This window comes from Streptomyces arenae (assembly GCF_022343545.1).
GTDB classification, from domain to species: Bacteria; Actinomycetota; Actinomycetes; order Streptomycetales; family Streptomycetaceae; genus Streptomyces; species Streptomyces humi.
Genome location: NZ_JAKQYH010000075.1, coordinates 1 through 18,731, shown reverse-complemented (window position 1 = coordinate 18,731; position 18,731 = coordinate 1). Strand labels below are relative to the sequence as shown.

The 18,731-nt window shown below is 70.7% G+C and carries 14 protein-coding genes and 1 rRNA gene; 11 read left to right on the top strand and 4 right to left on the bottom strand.

The features are described 5' to 3' along the window. The first annotated feature begins 21 nt into the window (after positions 1-21). A complete protein-coding gene (locus tag MB828_RS37225; protein WP_301652021.1) occupies positions 22-981 on the top strand; it encodes a bifunctional riboflavin kinase/FAD synthetase in 960 nt (319 codons plus the stop codon). A 72-nt stretch (positions 982-1,053) separates the two neighbouring features. Here the strand turns inward: MB828_RS37225 and MB828_RS37220 are convergent, their stop codons facing one another. Next, on the bottom strand, positions 1,054-5,025 hold the full coding sequence (locus tag MB828_RS37220) for an SCO5717 family growth-regulating ATPase (RefSeq protein ID WP_301652020.1): 3,972 nt from the start codon (positions 5,023-5,025) through the stop codon (positions 1,054-1,056). 511 nt (positions 5,026-5,536) lie between these two features. Between MB828_RS37220 and MB828_RS37215 the strand changes: the two genes are divergently transcribed. Next, a complete protein-coding gene (locus MB828_RS37215; RefSeq protein ID WP_301652019.1) occupies positions 5,537-7,039 on the top strand; it encodes a PQQ-binding-like beta-propeller repeat protein in 1,503 nt (500 codons plus the stop codon). 51 nt (positions 7,040-7,090) lie between these two features. Here the strand turns inward: MB828_RS37215 and MB828_RS37210 are convergent, their stop codons facing one another. Continuing rightward, the gene (locus MB828_RS37210; protein WP_133029231.1) at positions 7,091-7,384 is read right to left on the bottom strand and encodes a DUF397 domain-containing protein; all 294 of its coding nucleotides are present in this window, start codon (positions 7,382-7,384) and stop codon (positions 7,091-7,093) included. A 280-nt stretch (positions 7,385-7,664) separates the two neighbouring features. On the opposite strand from MB828_RS37210, the gene rpsO reads away from it, so the two are divergent. The 5 genes from rpsO (at position 7,665) to MB828_RS37185 (ending at position 13,133) form a co-directional block, all read left to right on the top strand. Next, complete coding sequence (gene rpsO, locus MB828_RS37205) at positions 7,665-7,952, top strand: 30S ribosomal protein S15 (protein ID WP_030177470.1); 288 nt, start codon at positions 7,665-7,667, stop codon at positions 7,950-7,952. Between the two features lie 334 nt (positions 7,953-8,286). Continuing rightward, positions 8,287-10,509 (top strand): polyribonucleotide nucleotidyltransferase, encoded by a 2,223-nt coding sequence (locus MB828_RS37200; protein ID WP_133029230.1) that lies wholly within the window; start codon positions 8,287-8,289, stop codon positions 10,507-10,509. After that, on the top strand, positions 10,506-11,885 hold the full coding sequence (locus tag MB828_RS37195; RefSeq protein WP_133029229.1) for a M16 family metallopeptidase: 1,380 nt from the start codon (positions 10,506-10,508) through the stop codon (positions 11,883-11,885). Before MB828_RS37200 ends, MB828_RS37195 begins: the two co-directional genes overlap by 4 nt. 26 nt (positions 11,886-11,911) lie before the next feature. Then, on the top strand, positions 11,912-12,664 hold the full coding sequence (gene dapB, locus MB828_RS37190) for a 4-hydroxy-tetrahydrodipicolinate reductase (protein WP_133029228.1): 753 nt from the start codon (positions 11,912-11,914) through the stop codon (positions 12,662-12,664). Between the two features lie 16 nt (positions 12,665-12,680). After that, complete coding sequence (locus MB828_RS37185; protein ID WP_133029227.1) at positions 12,681-13,133, top strand: hypothetical protein; 453 nt, start codon at positions 12,681-12,683, stop codon at positions 13,131-13,133. A gap of 122 nt (positions 13,134-13,255) precedes the next feature. Here the strand turns inward: MB828_RS37185 and MB828_RS37180 are convergent, their stop codons facing one another. Continuing rightward, entirely contained in the window at positions 13,256-13,810 is a 555-nt protein-coding gene (locus MB828_RS37180; RefSeq protein ID WP_133029226.1) for a hypothetical protein, read from the bottom strand. A gap of 90 nt (positions 13,811-13,900) precedes the next feature. After that, entirely contained in the window at positions 13,901-14,137 is a 237-nt protein-coding gene (locus tag MB828_RS37175; protein ID WP_133029225.1) for a hypothetical protein, read from the bottom strand. A gap of 226 nt (positions 14,138-14,363) precedes the next feature. Here MB828_RS37175 and thyX point away from each other — a divergent pair, with 226 nt between their 5' ends. The 4 genes from thyX to MB828_RS37155 all read left to right on the top strand — a co-directional run. After that, positions 14,364-15,104, top strand: coding sequence for an FAD-dependent thymidylate synthase (thyX, locus tag MB828_RS37170; protein WP_301652018.1), 741 nt, complete (start codon positions 14,364-14,366; stop codon positions 15,102-15,104). Positions 15,105-15,327: 223 nt separating this feature from the next. Beyond that, positions 15,328-16,227 (top strand): 4-hydroxy-tetrahydrodipicolinate synthase, encoded by a 900-nt coding sequence (gene dapA / locus MB828_RS37165; RefSeq protein ID WP_133029223.1) that lies wholly within the window; start codon positions 15,328-15,330, stop codon positions 16,225-16,227. Positions 16,228-16,387: 160 nt separating this feature from the next. Then, entirely contained in the window at positions 16,388-18,073 is a 1,686-nt protein-coding gene (locus MB828_RS37160) for a ribonuclease J (protein ID WP_133029222.1), read from the top strand. A 482-nt stretch (positions 18,074-18,555) separates the two neighbouring features. Further along, a 16S ribosomal RNA gene (locus tag MB828_RS37155) occupies positions 18,556-18,731 on the top strand; the annotation flags it as partial.

Below are 18,731 nucleotides of genomic sequence, written 5' to 3'. Positions count from 1 at the left end.
CAGGTTCGAGGAGAGGTCACAGTGCAGCGCTGGCGTGGCTTGGAGGACATCCCCGAGGACTGGGGGCGCAGCGTCGTCACCATCGGTTCCTATGACGGGGTGCACCGCGGTCACCAGGTGATCATCCGGCATGCCGTGGACCGCGCCCGGCAGCTGGGCATCCCCGCCGTCGTCGTCACCTTCGACCCGCACCCCAGCGAGGTCGTCCGCCCCGGCAGCCACCCGCCGCTGCTCGCCCCGCACCACACCCGCGCCGAGCTGATGGCGCAGCTGGGCGTGGACGCGGTGCTGATCCTCCCCTTCACCAGCGAGTTCTCGAGGCTGTCGGCCGCCGACTTCGTGGTGAAGGTGCTGGTCGACCGGCTGCACGCCAAGGCGGTGGTGGAAGGCCCCAACTTCCGCTTCGGCCACAAGGCCGCGGGCAACGTCGAGTTCCTGACCGAGCAGGGCAAGGTGTACGACTTCGAGGTCGAGGTCGTCGACCTGTTCGTGCGCGGTGAGGCGGGCGGCGGCGAGCCGTTCTCCTCGACGCTGACCCGGCGGCTGGTCGCCGAGGGCGACATGGCGGGCGCCCGCGAGATCCTGGGCCGCCCGCACCGCGTGGAGGGCGTGGTCGTGCGCGGCGCCCAGCGCGGCCGCGAGCTGGGCTTCCCCACCGCCAACGTGGAGACGCTCCCGCACACCGCGATCCCGGCCGACGGCGTCTACGCCGGGTTCCTGCATGCCCAGGGCGAGGCGATGCCGGCCGCGATCTCCGTCGGCACCAACCCGCAGTTCGACGGCACCGAGCGCACGGTGGAGGCGTACGCCATCGACCGCGTCGGCCTCGACCTGTACGGGCTGCACGTCGCCGTCGACTTCCTGGCCTACGTCCGCGGCCAGGCCAAGTTCGACTCCCTGGAGGCCCTGCTGGAGCAGATGGCCGAGGACGTCAAGCGCTGCCGGGAGCTGGTGGCGGCCGAGGAGGCCGAGGAGGTCTAGCGGCGGTCCGGCTGGACATACGCCGAAGGGCGGCCGGTGTGACATCACACCGGCCGCCCTTCGGCGTTCCCGCTACTGCTGCGGAGGCTGCCCCGGCTGCGGAGGCTGACCCTGCTGCTGGGGCTGCTGGGGCTGCTGGGGCTGCTGGGGCTGCTGGGGCTGCTGGGGCTGCTGGGGTGCCTGCGGTGCTTGCGGTGCCTGGTCCTGCGGCGCGGGCTGGCCCGGCTGCGGGAATCCGTAACCACCGGGCGGGGCCGGAGGAACGGGCGGCTGGGCGCCCGGCTGCGGGTAGCCGTAACCCGGCTGGGGCTGCGCCTGCGGCTGGTACGGCTGGGCCGTCGGCTGTGGACCGCCGGGGTGACCGGGCTGCGGCCCGCCGTACAGCTCCTGCTGCGGGGGCGGGCCCTGCGGAGGCGGGCCCTGCGGGGGCGGCCCCTGCGGAGGCTGGCCCTGCTGGGGCGGGTACGGCTGCGCAGGCTGCTGCTGCGGATACGGCTGTCCGGGCGCGTACGGCTGCGGCTGGGGCTGGCCCGGCGCGTAGTACTGCTGACCGGGGCCGGGCAGCGGCTGACCCGGCAGTGGCGGGGCGGCCACCGGCGGCGGATTGCCGTCGCTGGTCCACAGGCCGTGCATCTGCTGGTGCCGTACGAAGTCCTCGGCGACCATCGCCGCCAGGTTGAAGTACGACTCCCGCACCTTCGGCCGCATCATGTCGAGGTCGACCTCGGCGCCGGCGGCCAGGTGCTCGTCGAAGGGGACGACCACGACACCCCGGCAGCGCGTCTCGAAGTGCTGCACGATGTCCTCGACCTTGATCATCTTGCCGGTCTCGCGGACCCCGGAGATGACCGTGATGGACCGGGAGACGAGATCGGCGTACCCGTGCGCGGACAGCCAGTCCAGCGTCGTGCTCGCGCTGCTCGCACCGTCGACCGACGGCGTCGAGATGATGATCAGCTGGTCGGCGAGGTCGAGCACCCCGCGCATGGCGCTGTACAGCAGACCGGTGCCGGAGTCGGTGAGGATGATCGGGTACTGCCTGCCGAGCACGTCGATCGCGCGCCGGTAGTCCTCGTCGTTGAACGTGGTCGAGACGGCCGGGTCGACGTCGTTGGCGATGATCTCCAGGCCGGACGGCGCCTGCGAGGTGAACCGGCGGATGTCCATGTACGAGTTGAGGTACGGGATGGCCTGGACCAGGTCACGGATGGTGGCCCCGGTCTCCCGGCGCACCCGGCGGCCCAGCGTGCCCGCGTCCGGGTTGGCGTCGATGGCGAGGATCTTGTCCTGCCGCTCGGTGGCGAGGGTCGAGCCGAGCGCGGTGGTCGTGGTGGTCTTGCCGACACCGCCCTTGAGGCTGATCACCGCTATCCGGTAGCAGGAGAGCACCGGCGTACGGATCAGCTCCAGCTTCCGCTGCCGCTCGGCCTCCTCCTTCTTGCCACCGATCTTGAACCGGGAGGACGCGGCGGTGGGCCGGCCGCTCTTCGCCTTCTGCTTCTTGTTGTTGAGCAGCCGGTCGGAGGACAGCTCCACGGCGGCGGTGTAACCCAGCGGCGCGGCACCGGGGTTGGTCATCTGCCGCTGGTCGTGCTGGATGGGCTGCGGCCAGGCGGTACCGGCACGGGGGTCGACGGGCTGCTGGGGCGCGTGCACCTCCTGCCCGGGCTGCGGCGCCTGAGCCGGCGCAGCGGGCTGGGCGGCGGCGTGCGGCTGCTGCGGAGCCGGCGCTTCCCCCTGCGGTACGGGCTGACCGGGCTGACCGGGCTGCGGGAAGCCGTAGCCACCGGGCTGGGCCGGGGGTACCGGAGGCTGTGCACCGGGCTGCGGGAAGCCGTAGCCGCTCGGGGCGGGGGCCTGGGCGACCGGAGGCACGGGGGCGCCGGGGTAGCCGTAACCTCCCTGCGCGTCCGGGGCCGGAGGCTGCGGGGCCTGCGGCCGGCCGGGGGACGGGAAGCCGTAGCCGTCCGGTGCCTGCGGCGGGACGGGCGCACCCGGCTGCGGAAAGCCGTAGCCCCCGGGCTGGGCCTGGGGTGCCGGAGGCTGCGGGCCGGGCTGGGCCGCGGGTACCGGAGGCTGCGGGCCGGGCTGCTGGGCCGGGGGTTGCTGCCAGGCGGCGGGCGCGGGCTGCGGCGCCTGCGGCTGGAACGGCGGCTGCTGCCCGGGCACGCCCGCGGGGCCCTGCGCGGCGGCGGGCTGGGGGAGAGGCTGTGGCTGACCGGGCGTGGGCTCCGGCGCCGCGGCCGGCTGCGCGGGCCACTGGGCGGCGGGCGCGGGCGCCGCGGGCTGGTACGACGGCGGCAACGGCGGTACCGCGGCGGGCGGCGTCGGAGGCGTCGGCGGCGGAGTCCAGGCGGTGGGGACGGCGTCCTCGGGAGCCGGGGGCGCCTCCTGCGGGGCAGCCGGGGCCGGGGTGGGAGCGGTGGCGGCGGGTACGGCGTCCTGAGGTGCCGGCGCGGTGTCCTCGGGGTCGGTGACCGGCTCGGGTTCGGGCTCGGGTTCGGACGACTGCTCGGCGACGACGGCGTCTCCGTAGGCGGCCACTTCGGACGCGGGGCGGGCTTCACCGTGTGCCTCGGCCTGGGCCTGGGCGTCGGCCTGGGCCTGGGCGTCGGTGTCGGCCGGGGCCTGGGCGTCGGTGTCGGCGTCGCTGTCGACGGCCGCCTCCTGCGACTCGGCCGCATGGGCCTGCTCGGGCTCCTCGGCAGCCTCCTCGGCGTCCTCGGCCGGAGCGGGTTCCTGGACAGGCGCGGCCGCCTCAGCCCTACCGTCCATCTCAAGGGCGCCGACGGCGACGGACTCGTCGCTCGGGTCCTCGTTCTCCTCGCGTGCGTCGGCCGACGGCTCGTCCTCGGAGTCGCTCACGTCGTCGGTGACGAGGCGCAGCGAGTCGTGCCGACCGACGGGCTCGGACGCCTCGGCTTCCCCGGCCGCCTCCGCGACCGTCTCCTCGTCCTCGTCCTCGTCCGCGCCCTCGGTCACGCCGTCGGCGTCCACCGGAAGCGCGGCCACGGCGGCCGGCTGCTCGGCTGCCTCGGCGATCTCGCGCTTGAGGGCGACCGCGGAGAACCGCATCGTCGCGCCGCTCTCCAGGTCGCCGTTGTCCGCCTCCGGCTCCGGTCCGGGCTCCGGTGCCTGCTCTTCGGCGGCAGGACGCTGCGGCTCGAAGCCCACCGGCAGTTGCGGCACGGCCACCGGGCTCCCGGCGGGCGGCACGGCAGCGGCGGCCGGTACGACCGGCTCGGCAGGCGGCGTCGGCGGCGCGGGCGGCGTGAACGGTGCGGCGGGTGTCGTGGTGGCCGGCGGGGTGAAGGGCGCTCCCGGAGCGGACGCCGGCGGCGGGGTGAAGGCTGCCCCGGGCGTCGCCGCGGGCGCGGGGGTGAAGGGCGCTCCCGGCGTTGACACGGGCGCAGGTGTGAACGGTGCTCCGGGAGTTGACGCGGGCGGTGGCGTGAAGGGTGCCCCGGGCGTCACCGCGGGGGCGGACGGGTGCGGCGCCCCCGGTGCCGAAGCCGCCGGTGGCGTGACGGGCCCACCGGGACGCGCGGCGGCCGGTGGCGTGAACGGCGCTCCGGGGGTCGACGCGGGCGGCGGTGTGTACGGCGCACCCGGAGTCGAGGCCGGCGGCGGTGCGAACGGCGCACCCGGAGTCGAGGCCGGCGGCGGTGTGTACGGCGCGGTTCCCGGCCCGGACGCCGGTGCGGGCGGAGCCGGCGGCGGGTTGAACGCGGCTCCCGGTCCCGGTGTCCGGCCCGCCTGCTGGGCATGCGGAGGAGGCGTCAGCCCGGGGATCGGCGCTCCCGGCGGGAACGGCGAACGAGGGGCACCGGCAGGTGTCGTACCGGCGCCGGACGGTGAGCCCGCACCCGGCCCGCCGGAACCCTCGGCGCCACCAGGGCCCCCCGCGGCGTTCTGCGTGTACCAGGCGGGCGGCGCGTAGTCGATCGTGAACTCGCCCGTCATCTCGTTGAGGGACTCCGCGTCGGGCTGGTCGTCGCCGGGTGTGGCCCAGCCCCCGCGGTTCCCGTCCCGATCGCTGCTCACAGTTCCTCCTGGTGTGGTCGAGCACCCTCATGCCGTGCCGGCGCGACGACCGTGTCGTGTCGTTCTCAGCATCCGTATTCGTGTGAGGTAGTCCGATCCACCGGCTCTCCCCCTCGGGGGACCGACGTCGTGTTCACGGTCCTGACGTCGCACCCCCACTCCAAGCCTAATCACCACGAGCCGCACCTCGGCAGGCCCGTCCGCCTCTCGACGGACGTCCACCTGGTCACACCCTGCCCGGAAGTGGTGTGCGCGGCTTTCGTATTGCCGAACAATCGATGAACAAAGCGGGCAAGTATCTTCAGTTCGGACATCAGTTGACGGTTCGCCGGGAGATAGGGTGAGCGGGTGTTCGCGTGAGCACAGCTGAACCGGCCCCGCAGAGCGGGGCGTTGCGCGCGGACGCCACGGGGGACGGGGGAGTGCGAGGTGTGCACGGCACATGCCGCGACCTTCCCGGAAGTTCTGCCGTGCGCGTAGCGCGCAGCAGAGAAGGAAGGAACTGTTCGGCGTGAGCTTCGGCCCACCTCCATCCGTCTACACACAGTCCGCGCTGGCCGCCGACGGCGAGCGCCGGAGGCGGCGCAGACGTCTGTCCGGGGTGCTGGCGGCCGCCGTGGCCGTCGCGCTGGCCGTGGGCGGCACGCTGATGCTGACCGGGGGCGGCGGCACGTCCTCCGGCACCCCGCGGGCCGCCGCCCCGGCCCCGGACGCGATACGGCAGACCGTCGAGAAGGCCCCGGCCTCGCCCGAGGGGCAGGTGGTGGTCGACCACTACGAGGAGAACCTCCCCAAGGAGAGCGATCCCAGCCCGCGTTACGCCCCCGGCACCTGGGCCACCGGCAAGATCCTGGCCAAGGGCATCGGCACGAAGATCATCGGCGTGCGGATCGAACCCGGCGCCGACGACACTGCCTGGACCCTCCAGCTCGACGGTCACCTCTGCGCCACCACCGGCCACGTGACCGCCGACGGCCGTACGGCGGTCGTGGTGCAGCCCGCCAAGCGCAAGGGCACCAAGGACGCCGGCATCTGCGACGAGGTCGTCTTCCTCGACCTGAACACCGGCAAGAAGCTGTGGACGGCCACGATGCCCTCGGCACGCGAGGCCTACGTCACCAACACGAACCTCACGCTGGCCGAGGGGGTCGTGGCGGTGGCCTGGGGACATGGTTCGGTGGCCTACGACATGGCGCACGGCAAGCGGCTGTGGAACAGCTCGACCGGCGCCAGGTGCGTCGACAAGGGCTTCGCCGGCGGCGGCGCGCTGCTCGCGCTGGAGAGCTGCGGCGAGGGGACCGACACCACGTACCGGGTGCAGCGGCTCACCCCGCACACCGGAGAACCCGAGTGGACGTACAAGGTGGCGGCCGGCGTCCAGGACGTCTTCCTGCCCTCCGCCGACCCGCCGGTGCTCGCCGTCGCGGCCGGGGACACCCTCGTCACCGACCTCATCACCCTCGACGGCGACGACGGCGGCAAACTCGCCACCATCTCCATGGGCGGCGACGCCTACGACCCCCGGTGCGGCGACCGCTACTTCTCCGCGGGGTTCTTCGGGGACGTCGAGAACTGCGACGGCGTGGTCGTCGGACCCGACCGGGTCTTCGTCACCAGCAAGGACCAGTCCGAGATCGACCAGCCGGAGAACTGGATCGTCGCCTTCGACCGGAAGACCGGCAGAACCGAGGGCAAGCTCGACGGCCGCTCCCTGGAACCCGTCGTCCCGCTGCGGATGAGCGGCGACCGGCTGCTGGTCCTCCGCGCCAGCCTCAGCGACATCGAGCCGTCCGCCGTGCTCAGCTGGGACCCGCGGACCGGCAGGCAGACGCCGTACCTGCTCTTCGGTCTGCCGTCCGACGAGGAGGGCGAACTCGCCGACCCGACGCAGGCGGACATCGTGGTGGAACAGGGCCGGGTGTTCTTCGCCAAGCGGGAACTCGCGGCCGACGACAAGCACCCCCGGGCCGCGGTGCTCTCCGTGCTCGGCATCGGCGGCGCGGAGACCGGCTGACCCCCGCCGACGGGCGGCACGCGCGCGTGCCGCCCCGCGGGCGGCGCCGGGTCACTGCGCGGCGAGGCCGCCGTTGCGCTCCGTGGGCTCCAGGTCGAACTCCCCGTCACGGGCGCCCAGTACGAAGGCCCGCCACTCCGCCTCCGTGTACCGCAGCACGGTGCCCGGGTCGAGCGACGACCGCATCGCCACCGCGCCCTCGGGCAGGTAGGCGATCTCCACCCGCTCCTCGTCCTGCTCGGTACCGGGCGCGCAGTGCCACTCGACGCCCGAGATGTCGAGCGCGTAGAGCTCGTCCCGTTCCCGCTCCTTGCGTGCCTTCGTCTCCTCAGCCGTCTCGCTCATCCCGCGGCGACCCCTTCCCGACGTCCGTAAGCTGTGACCGTCACACTACTGGCGGTCGTACCCGCTCGTCGGGGCCTGTGGACAACCGCCCGGACCCCGGTCGGAGACCGTCATCGGCACTGGTACCCTTGACGACGGCCGTTTGTGTACGCACCCCCGGAGTCCCCCGTGGACCCTGGAGGCAGCGCCCAGCGGATCCCCGCCTCCCGAGTAACGGAAGCTCTCCCGCGATGCAGACCGGGAGCACTCGGTGGCAACACACAGACTACGAGGAGTACGCGTGTCGCTCGACGCCGCTACGAAGAAGCAGATCATCGGCGAGTTCGGTACCAAGGAGGGTGACACCGGCTCCCCCGAGGTCCAGGTCGCTCTGCTCTCCCGTCGGATCTCCGACCTGACCGAGCACCTCAAGACCCACAAGCACGACCACCACTCCCGTCGTGGTCTGCTGATCCTGGTCGGTCAGCGCCGCCGCCTGCTGCAGTACCTGGCGAAGAAGGACATCCAGCGCTTCCGTGCGCTGGTCGACCGCCTGGGCATCCGCCGCGGTGCGGCGGGCGCCAAGTAAGACGCCATGAAGGGAGCGGTTCCCGGAGAGAAACCCGGGGCCGCTCCCTTTGCCGTACGTACGGAAACGTGCGGAGTGTCACTCACGCTTTGTAGTGTGGTAGCACAACGCAATACGCACGACACAGCACGAACAAGGAACGACGAACAAGGAGAGGCGCACCCAAGCCGCCGCCGGTCCTCGGTAGTGGCCCCCGGGGGGAAGCGAGCCCCGGGTGCTTCGATCGAAGACCGGCCCGCACAGCACGGCGCGCTTCTCCGCAACCGTCCCACTGCCACACGGGCAGACCGGGACAAAAGACGTAACGCAGACGAAAGTAACGGAGAAAACGCTAGTGGAGAACGAGACCCACTACGCCGAGGCTGTCATCGACAACGGCGCCTTCGGTACCCGCACCATCCGCTTCGAGACGGGCCGCCTGGCCAAGCAGGCCGCCGGCTCCGCCGTGGCGTACCTGGACGACGACACCATGGTGCTGTCGGCCACCACCGCCTCCAAGAACCCCAAGGACCAGCTCGACTTCTTCCCCCTCACGGTGGACGTCGAGGAGCGGATGTACGCCGCCGGCAAGATCCCGGGTTCCTTCTTCCGCCGTGAGGGCCGGCCGAGCGAGGACGCGATCCTCACCTGCCGTCTGATCGACCGCCCGCTGCGCCCGTCCTTCAAGAAGGGCCTGCGCAACGAGATCCAGGTCGTCGCCACCATCATGGCGCTCAACCCCGACCACCTGTACGACGTCGTCGCGATCAACGCCGCGTCCGCGTCCACCCAGCTGGCCGGTCTGCCCTTCTCCGGCCCGATCGGCGGCGTCCGCGTCGCGCTGATCAACGGCCAGTGGGTCGCCTTCCCGACGCACTCCGAGCTCGAGGACGCCGTCTTCGACATGGTGGTCGCCGGTCGCGCCCTGGAGGACGGCGACGTCGCGATCATGATGGTCGAGGCCGAGGCCACCGAGAAGACCATCCAGCTGGTCAAGGGCGGCGCCGAGGCGCCGACCGAGGAGGTCGTCGCCGCCGGTCTGGAGGCCGCGAAGCCCTTCATCAAGGTCCTGTGCAAGGCGCAGGCCGACCTCGCCGCCAAGGCCGCCAAGCCGACCGGTGAGTTCCCGATCTTCCTCGACTACCAGGACGACGTCCTGGAGGCGCTGTCCGCCGCCGTCCGCCCGGAGCTCGCCTCCGCGCTGACCATCGCGGGCAAGCAGGAGCGCGAGGCCGAGCTGGACCGCGTCAAGGGTCTCGCCGCCGAGAAGCTGCTCCCCGAGTTCGAGGGCCGCGAGAAGGAGATCTCCGCCGCGTACCGCTCGCTCACCAAGCAGCTGGTCCGCGAGCGCGTGATCAAGGAGAAGAAGCGCATCGACGGCCGCGGCGTCACGGACATCCGTACGCTCGCCGCCGAGGTCGAGGCCATCCCGCGGGTGCACGGCTCCGCGGTGTTCGAGCGTGGCGAGACCCAGATCCTGGGCGTCACCACCCTCAACATGCTCCGGATGGAGCAGCAGCTGGACACCCTCTCCCCGGTGACCCGCAAGCGCTACATGCACAACTACAACTTCCCGCCGTACTCCACCGGCGAGACCGGCCGCGTCGGGTCCCCGAAGCGCCGCGAGATCGGCCACGGCGCCCTCGCGGAGCGCGCCCTCGTGCCGGTCCTGCCGACGCGCGAGGAGTTCCCCTACGCGATCCGCCAGGTCTCCGAGGCGCTGAGCTCCAACGGCTCGACGTCCATGGGTTCGGTCTGCGCCTCCACCATGTCGCTGCTGAACGCCGGTGTGCCGCTGAAGGCCCCCGTCGCCGGTATCGCCATGGGCCTGATCTCCCAGGACATCGACGGCGAGACGCACTACGTCACCCTCACCGACATCCTCGGTGCCGAGGACGCCTTCGGTGACATGGACTTCAAGGTCGCCGGCACCAAGGAGTTCGTGACCGCCCTCCAGCTCGACACCAAGCTGGACGGCATCCCGGCCTCCGTCCTGGCCGCCGCCCTCAAGCAGGCCCGGGACGCCCGCCTCCACATCCTCGACGTGATGATGGAAGCGATCGACAAGCCTGACGAGATGTCCCCCAACGCCCCGCGGATCATCACCGTCAAGATCCCCGTGGACAAGATCGGCGAGGTCATCGGCCCCAAGGGCAAGATGATCAACCAGATCCAGGAGGACACCGGCGCCGAGATCACCATCGAGGACGACGGCACGATCTACATCGGTGCCGCCGACGGCCCGTCCGCCGAGGCCGCCCGTACGACCATCAACGGCATCGCGAACCCGACGATGCCCGAGGTCGGCGAGCGCTACCTGGGCACGGTCGTGAAGACGACGACGTTCGGCGCCTTCGTCTCGCTCCTCCCCGGCAAGGACGGTCTGCTGCACATCTCGCAGATCCGCAAGCTGGCCGGCGGCAAGCGCGTGGAGAACGTCGAGGACGTCCTCGGTGTGGGCCAGAAGGTCCAGGTCGAGATCGCCGAGATCGACTCCCGCGGCAAGCTCTCCCTCGTCCCCGTGATCGAGGGCGAGGAAGGTTCCTCCGAGGACGCGAAGGACGACACCGACAAGTGACGTCGAGCAGCTCCACGGCGACGGCCCGCACCTCCTCGGAGGCGCGGGCCGTCGCCCGTACCCAAACCCTGATCAAGGGCGAGAACGGCATCGGCACGGTCCGCAAGACCACCCTCCCCGGCGGCCTGCGCATCGTCACCGAGACCCTGCCCTCGGTCCGCTCCGCGACCTTCGGCATCTGGGCCAACGTCGGCTCCCGCGACGAGACCCCCGCCCTGAACGGCGCCACGCACTACCTGGAGCACCTGCTCTTCAAGGGCACCGCGCGCCGCTCCGCCCTGGACATCTCCGCCGCCGTCGACGCCGTCGGCGGCGAGATGAACGCGTTCACGGCGAAGGAGTACACGTGCTACTACGCACGCGTGCTCGACACCGACCTGCCGCTCGCCATAGACGTCGTCTGCGACATGCTGACCGGTTCGCTCATCCTCGAAGAGGACGTGAACGTCGAGCGCGGCGCGATCCTCGAAGAGATCGCCATGACCGAGGACGACCCCGGCGACTGCGTGCACGACCTGTTCGCGCACACCATGTTCGGCGACAACGCCCTCGGCCGCCCGGTCCTCGGCACCGTCGACACCGTCAACGCCCTCACCGCCGACCGCATCCGCCGCTTCTACAAGAAGCACTACGACCCCACCCACCTGGTGGTCGCCGCGGCCGGCAACGTCGACCACAACAAGGTCGTACGACAGGTCCGCGCCGCCTTCGAGAAGGCCGGCGCCTTCAGGACGGCGGCGGCCACCCCCGTCGCCCCGCGCGACGGCAGCCGTACGATCCGCACCGCGGGTCGCGTCGAACTCCTCGGCCGCAAGACCGAGCAGGCGCACGTGGTCCTCGGCATGCCCGGACTGGCCCGCACCGACGACCGCCGCTGGGCACTCGGCGTGCTCAACACCGCCCTCGGCGGCGGCATGTCCTCCCGGCTCTTCCAGGAGGTCCGCGAGAAGCGCGGCCTGGCCTACAGCGTGTACTCCTACACCTCGGGCTTCGCCGACTGCGGCCTGTTCGGCGTCTACGCCGGCTGCCGTCCTTCGCAGGTCCACGACGTCCTCAAGATCTGCCGGGACGAACTCGACCAGGTCGCCGAGCACGGTCTGCCGGACGAGGAGATAGGGCGTGCCATCGGCCAGCTCCGGGGCTCCACGGTGCTCGGCCTTGAGGACACCGGCGCGCTGATGAACCGCATCGGCAAGAGCGAGCTGTGCTGGGGCGAGCAGATGTCCGTCGACGACATGCTGGCCCGGATAGCGGCCGTGACCCCGGACGAGGTCCGCTCCGTCGCCCGCGACATCCTGGGACAGCGCCCGTCGCTGTCGGTCATCGGCCCGCTCAAGGACAAGCAGGCCGCCCGCCTGCACGACGCCGTCGCCTGACACACCACCGGTAAGGAACGAAGAAGATGAGCAAGCTGCGCGTGGCGGTCCTCGGCGCCAAGGGCCGGATCGGCTCCGAGGCCGTCAAGGCGGTCGAGGCCGCCGAGGACCTGGAGCTGGTCGCCGCCCTCGGCCGGGGCGACAAGCTGGAGGTGCTGGAGGCGTCCGGCGCCCAGGTCGCCGTCGAACTCACCACCCCCGCCTCGGTGATGGGCAACCTCGACTTCTGCGTACGGCACGGCATCCACGCCGTCGTCGGCACGACGGGCTGGACCGACGAGCGCCTCGCGCAGCTGAAGGGCTGGCTCGCCCAGTCCCCGGAGACCGGCGTGCTCATCGCCCCGAACTTCTCCATCGGCGCCGTGCTGACGATGAAGTTCGCCCAGATCGCCGCCCCCTACTTCGAGTCGGTGGAGGTCGTCGAACTCCACCACCCGAACAAGGTCGACGCCCCCTCCGGCACCGCCACCCGCACGGCCCAGCTCATCGCCGAGGCCCGTGCGAAGGCCGGCACCGCGCCCGCCCCGGACGCCACGGTCACGGCCCTGGACGGCGCACGGGGAGCCAGCGTCGACGGCGTTCCGGTCCACGCGGTCCGCCTCCGCGGCCTCCTCGCCCACCAGGAGGTCCTGCTGGGCGGCGAGGGCGAGACCCTCACCGTCCGCCACGACTCCCTCCACCACAGCAGCTTCATGCCGGGCATCCTGCTCGGCGCCCGCCGCGTGGTCACGACTCCCGGCCTGACCTTCGGCCTGGAGAACTTCCTCGACCTGGGCTGATACGAGACCACCTGACATGCGCGCGAAGATCTCCTACGCCGTCACGGCCGCCGTCCTGGTGTTCTACTTCGTCCTGGTCGGCAGCCGGGGCGTGATGCTCATCCAGACCGGCACGCTCCTCACCGTCACCTTCGGCGTGGCGGTGCTCATCCTGCCGGTCATCGGCCTGTGGTTCCTGTGGAAGAACACCCAGTTCGTCCGCAAGGCCAACGCCCTCGCCACCGAACTCGACGCCGAGGGCGGCCTGCCCGTGGACGAGCTCAAGCGCACGCCCGGCGGCCGCATCGACCGGGACTCGGCCGACGAGGTCTTCGCCAAGCGCAAGGCCGAGACTGAGGCCGCCCCCGACGACTGGCGCAGCTGGTTCCGGCTCGCCGTCGCCTACCACGACGCCCGCGACACCCCGCGCGCCCGCAAGGCGATGCAACGCGCCATCGCCCTGCACGACGGCAAGCCGGCCGAGGCCTGACCCCCACGGCGCACGAGCCGAAGAGGCCGAGCCGACAAGGCCGAAGCGAAGAGGCCGAAGCGAAGGGGCCGGTCCGCACACCGCGGGCCGGCCCCTTCCTCATGCGTCACGCGCCCACGCGCTCAGCCCCGCCGGTACTCGGCCGCCCACGCCTCCACGACGTCCGCCGCACGGTCGAAGGCCGAGGACCGGCCCACGAAGTCCATCCCGTGCGTGGTCAGCAGCGGAGCCGTGTCATCGGCCGGCCGGTCCTTGCGTACGAGCGTCAGCGCCTGCCCCTGCACCGTGCGCGGCAGCCCCAGCCAGCGCACCGGCTGCTGAGCCGTGCGCACCGAGACGACCCGCTTCCACGGGACCGTCCGCGTGGACAGCAGACTCACCTTTCGCACCCCACGCGAGCTCACCCACACGCCCATGCGCAGTATCCGCAGCGCGGCCGCGATGATCAGCAGAGCGATGCCGAGCACCACGGCGGCGGAGGAGAGCGAGCCGGTCAGCGCCAGCGCGACCGCCGCGAACAGTACGAAGGAGGCGAGCAGCAGCCACAGGGCGGCCCCGCCCACCCGCCAGGGACCGGGCCGGTAGGGGCGCCGCCAGCGGTCGCGGTCGTCGTACGGCAGCGCACTGTCAGGTGCCGCGTCGAAGGTGCGGTCGGCCGTCAGGAAGGGCAGGGGCACGGCTGGTCCTCACTCAATCCATGCGTGGGCTGTGCCCGGTGAGGCTATCCGGCCGTGTCCCCGCCCACCACTCACGGGGGTCCGGAAGGGTCAGTGCCCCTGAGAGGCCTGTGACTGCTGGGTCTGCGTACTGGACGGCGTGGACAGCGCCGGCATGCCCAGGACCAGGGCACCCACCAGCCCGGCCACCAGGGTGAGCCCGAGCAGCCACCGCCCGGCTATCTGACTCACGGACGACCGCTGGCGGGGCGGCGGAGCGACATTGCTGCGGAACCTGTCGGCTTCGGCCACGAAGGCGAACGGGACGGGTTCACGCTTGCTGAACATCGGGGGTGTCTCCTCTCGGGGACGGAGGGGCGGGAGGGATCGAACGAATCGCTCTCACCGACACAGACGAGCGAACGAAGCGATAGGTGCCCGGTTGCCCCGAATTCACAGAACTTCACCGAAGTTCGGTGAAGATGTCGCACCCAGCCACCGAACGCCCCGATGTCAGTGCCGGGCCGTAGAGTGGGCGCCGCCCGAAAGAAGTGATGGAAGGACCCGCCGAGCCGTGACCGACACCCCCGCCGACGACCTCAAGCCCAGCTTCCGCAGCGAAGTCACCGTCGAACTGGTCAAACACAGCGCGGCCGACTCCGACGTGCTGTGGGCGGCCCGCGTCTCCACCGCCGGCGAGCAGTCCCTGGACGAGCTGAAGAAGGACCCGGAGCGCTCCAAGGGCCTGATCAACTACCTCATGCGGGACCGGCACGGCAGCCCCTTCGAGCACAACTCGATGACCTTCTTCATCAGCGCCCCGATCTTCGTCTTCCGCGAGTTCATGCGACACCGGGTGGGCTGGTCGTACAACGAGGAGTCGGGCAGGTACCGGCAGCTCGAACCCGTCTTCTACGTTCCCGACGAGTCCCGCAAGCTCGTCCAGGAGGGCCGTCCCGGCAAGTACGTCTTCGTCGAGGGCACCCAGGCCCAGCAGGAACTCGTCGGCCGGACGATGGAGGACTCCTACCGGCAGGCGTACCAGGCGTACCAGGAGATGCTCGCCGCCGGTGTCGCCCGCGAGGTCGCCCGGGCGGTGCTGCCCGTCGGGCTGTTCTCCTCGATGTACGCCACCTGCAACGCACGCTCGCTGATGCACTTCCTCGGGCTGCGCACCCAGCACGAGCTGGCCAGGGTGCCCTCCTTCCCGCAGCGGGAGATCGAGATGGTCGGCGAGAAGATGGAGGCGGAGTGGGCCCGGCTCATGCCGCTCACCTACGCCGCCTTCAACGCCAACGGCCGGGTCGCGCCGTAGTACGGCCCAGTCGTCCTGCCGCTTGTCGTGCTCGGCACAGATGTACGGATCAGCCTCGCGAGGTGTCCGTATTGCGGCATTTAGAGAAGTTCATCTAGCCTGATCAAACGGACCCGGCACTGCTTGAACCCCCGAGCAGGCAGTGCCGGGCTCCGCATTTGTCCGGACTTTCCCCGCACCCCGAGGGCAGACCGCGCCGTGAGCACCGAGTAGCGTGTAACCCATGGCTCCGACCTCCACTCCGCAGACCCCCTTCGGGCGGGTCCTCACCGCCATGGTCACGCCCTTCACGGCGGACGGCGCGATCGACCTCGACGGCGCGCAGCGGCTTGCCACCCACCTGGTGGACGCAGGCAACGACGGCCTGATCATCAACGGGACCACCGGCGAGTCCCCCACCACCAGCGACGCGGAGAAAGCGGACCTCGTACGAGCCGTACTGGAGGCGGTCGGCGACCGTGCCCACGTCGTCGCCGGCGTCGGCACCAACGACACCCGTCACAGCATCGAGCTGGCCCGCGAGGCCGAGCGCGTCGGAGCCCACGGCCTGCTGGTCGTCACGCCGTACTACAACAAGCCCCCGCAGGAGGGCCTGTACCGGCACTTCACGACCGTCGCCGACGCCGCCGGGCTGCCCGTCATGCTCTACGACATCCCCGGCCGCAGCGGCGTGCCCATCAACACCGAGACGTTCGTCCGTCTCGCCGAGCACCCGAGGATCGTCGCCAACAAGGACGCCAAGGGTGACCTCGGCCGCGCCAGCTGGGCCATCGCCCAGTCCGGCCTCGCCTGGTACTCCGGCGACGACATGCTCAACCTGCCGCTGCTCTCCGTCGGCGCCGTCGGCTTCGTCTCGGTCGTCGGCCACCTGGTCACCCCCGACCTCAGGACCCTCGTCGACGCCTTCGTCGCCGGCGACGTCCAGAAGGCGGCGGAGATCCACCAGAAGCTGCTCCCGGTCTACACCGGCATGTTCCGCACCCAGGGCGTCATGACGGCCAAGGCCGCGCTCGCCCTCCAGGGACTGCCCTCCGGACCGCTGCGCGCCCCGATGGTCGAATGTTCGGCCGAGGAGATCGCCCAGCTCAAGATCGATCTTGCTGCCGGCGGGGTACAGCTCTGACAACAGACTTTGCGCGGCCGTCCGCGCAGCAAGGCTTCACAACTGAATAAGCGGGACCACCGGTGTGCCCGCACCCCACACAACGACAACTGCTTATGCACGAACGTCACGCACGCCACGTGCCCGACCGGTACGTGGCGTGCGTGGTGAGGAGAGTCTTTTGAGTCATCCGCATCCTGAACTCGCCCCGCCGCCGAAGCTCCCCGAAGGCGCCCTGCGGGTCACCCCGCTCGGCGGACTCGGTGAGATCGGCCGGAACATGACCGTCTTCGAGTACGGCGGCCGCCTGCTGATCGTCGACTGCGGAGTGCTCTTCCCCGAGGAGGAGCAGCCCGGAATCGACCTGATCCTGCCGGACTTCTCGTCCATCCGGGACCGCCTCGACGACGTCGAGGGCATCGTCCTCACCCATGGCCACGAGGACCACATCGGCGGCGTCCCCTTCCTGCTCCGCGAGAAGCCGGACATCCCGCTGATCGGCTCCAAGCTGACCCTCGCTCTCATCGAGGCGAAGCTCCAGGAGCACCGCATCCGCCCCTACACCCTGGAAGTGGCCGAGGGCCAGCGTGAACGCGTCGGGCCCTTCGACTGCGAGTTCGTCGCCGTCAACCACTCCATCCCCGACGCCCTCGCGGTCGCCATCCGCACCCCCGCCGGCATGGTGGTCCACACCGGCGACTTCAAGATGGACCAGCTTCCGCTGGACAACCGCCTGACCGACCTGCACGCGTTCGCACGGCTCAGCGAGGAGGGCATCGACCTGCTCCTCGCCGACTCGACGAACGCCGAGGTACCGGGCTTCGTCCCGCCCGAGCGCGACATCTCCAACGTGCTGCGCCAGGTCTTCGCCGGTGCCCGCAAGCGGATCATCGTGGCGAGCTTCGCCAGTCACGTCCACCGGATCCAGCAGATTCTGGACGCGGCCCACGAGTACGGCCGCCGGGTCGCCTTCGTCGGCCGTTCCATGGTCCGGAACATGGGCATCGCGCGGGACCTCGGCTACCTGAAGGTTCCGCCGGGTCTCGTCGTGGACGTCAAGACGCTCGACGACCTGCCCGACCACGACGTGGTCCTGGTCTGCACGGGCTCCCAGGGGGAGCCGATGGCCGCCCTGTCCCGGATGGCCAACCGCGACCACCAGATCCGCATCGTCGACGGCGACACGGTCATCCTGGCCTCGTCCCTCATCCCGGGGAACGAGAACGCGGTCTACCGCGTCATCAACGGCCTGACCCGCTGGGGCGCCAACGTCGTCCACAAGGGCAACGCCAAGGTGCACGTCTCCGGGCACGCCTCGGCGGGCGAGCTGCTGTACTTCTACAACATCTGCCGCCCGAAGAACCTGATGCCGGTCCACGGCGAGTGGCGGCACCTGCGCGCCAACGCGGAGCTCGGCGCCCTCACCGGTGTCCCGCACGACCGGATCGTCATCGCCGAGGACGGCGTCGTCGTCGACCTCGTCGCGGGCAAGGCGAAGATCGCCGGCAAGGTCCAGGCGGGTTACGTGTACGTCGACGGCCTCTCGGTCGGGGACGTCGGCGAGCCGGCCCTGAAGGACCGGAAGATCCTCGGCGACGAGGGCATCATCTCGGTCTTCGTGGTCGTCGACTCCTCCACGGGCAAGATCACGGGCGGCCCCCATGTGCAGGCCCGTGGCTCCGGCATCGAGGACGCCGCGTTCTCGGCCGTCCTCCCGAAGATCTCGGAGGTCCTGGAACGCTCGGCCCAGGACGGGGTCGTGGAGCCCCACCAGCTGCAGCAACTCATCCGCAGGACCCTCGGCAAGTGGGTCTCGGACACCTATCGGCGCAGGCCGATGATCCTCCCGGTGGTCGTGGAGGTCTGACCGAACCGGAGCGGGGTCCCTCGATTTGCGTCGAGGGACCCCGCTCCAGTACGTTTACGGCTCTGCCCGACCGGGAACCCCAGTGCTTCATGGACTGGATCCGGTTGCCCCGGACCGGGTGGAAATTCCGACTCAGAACTTCTGATAAAGTCGGAACCGCCGGAAAGGGAAACGCGAGAGCGAAAACCTGGAAAGCACCGAGGAAATCGGATCGAGAAAAGATCTGATAGAGTCGGAAACGCAAGACCGAAGGGAAGCCCGGAGGAAAGCCCGAGAGGGTGAGTACAAAGGAAGCGACCGTTCCTTGAGAACTCAACAGCGTGCCAAAAGTCAACGCCAGATATGTTGATACCCCGTCTCCGGCCGACATCGGCTGGGGCGTGGTTCCTTTGAAGAAATAACACAGCGAGGACGCTGTGAACGATCGGATCATTCCTCCGATCGTTCCGCTCTCGTGGTGTCGTCCCGATTACGGGAAAACATTCACGGAGAGTTTGATCCTGGCTCAGGACGAACGCTGGCGGCGTGCTTAACACATGCAAGTCGAACGATGAACCACTTCGGTGGGGATTAGTGGCGAACGGGTGAGTAACACGTGGGCAATCTGCCCTTCACTCTGGGACAAGCCCTGGAAACGGGGTCTAATACCGGATAACAC

Coding starts and splice junctions, on each gene's coding strand:
- dapA (WP_133029223.1), top strand. CDS start 15,328: ATGGCTCCGACCTCCACTCCGCAGACCCCCTTCGGGCGGGTCCTCACC.
- MB828_RS37210 (WP_133029231.1), bottom strand. CDS start 7,384: ATGAGCGAGACGGCTGAGGAGACGAAGGCACGCAAGGAGCGGGAACGG.
- MB828_RS37185 (WP_133029227.1), top strand. CDS start 12,681: ATGCGCGCGAAGATCTCCTACGCCGTCACGGCCGCCGTCCTGGTGTTC.
- MB828_RS37175 (WP_133029225.1), bottom strand. CDS start 14,137: ATGTTCAGCAAGCGTGAACCCGTCCCGTTCGCCTTCGTGGCCGAAGCC.
- dapB (WP_133029228.1), top strand. CDS start 11,912: ATGAGCAAGCTGCGCGTGGCGGTCCTCGGCGCCAAGGGCCGGATCGGC.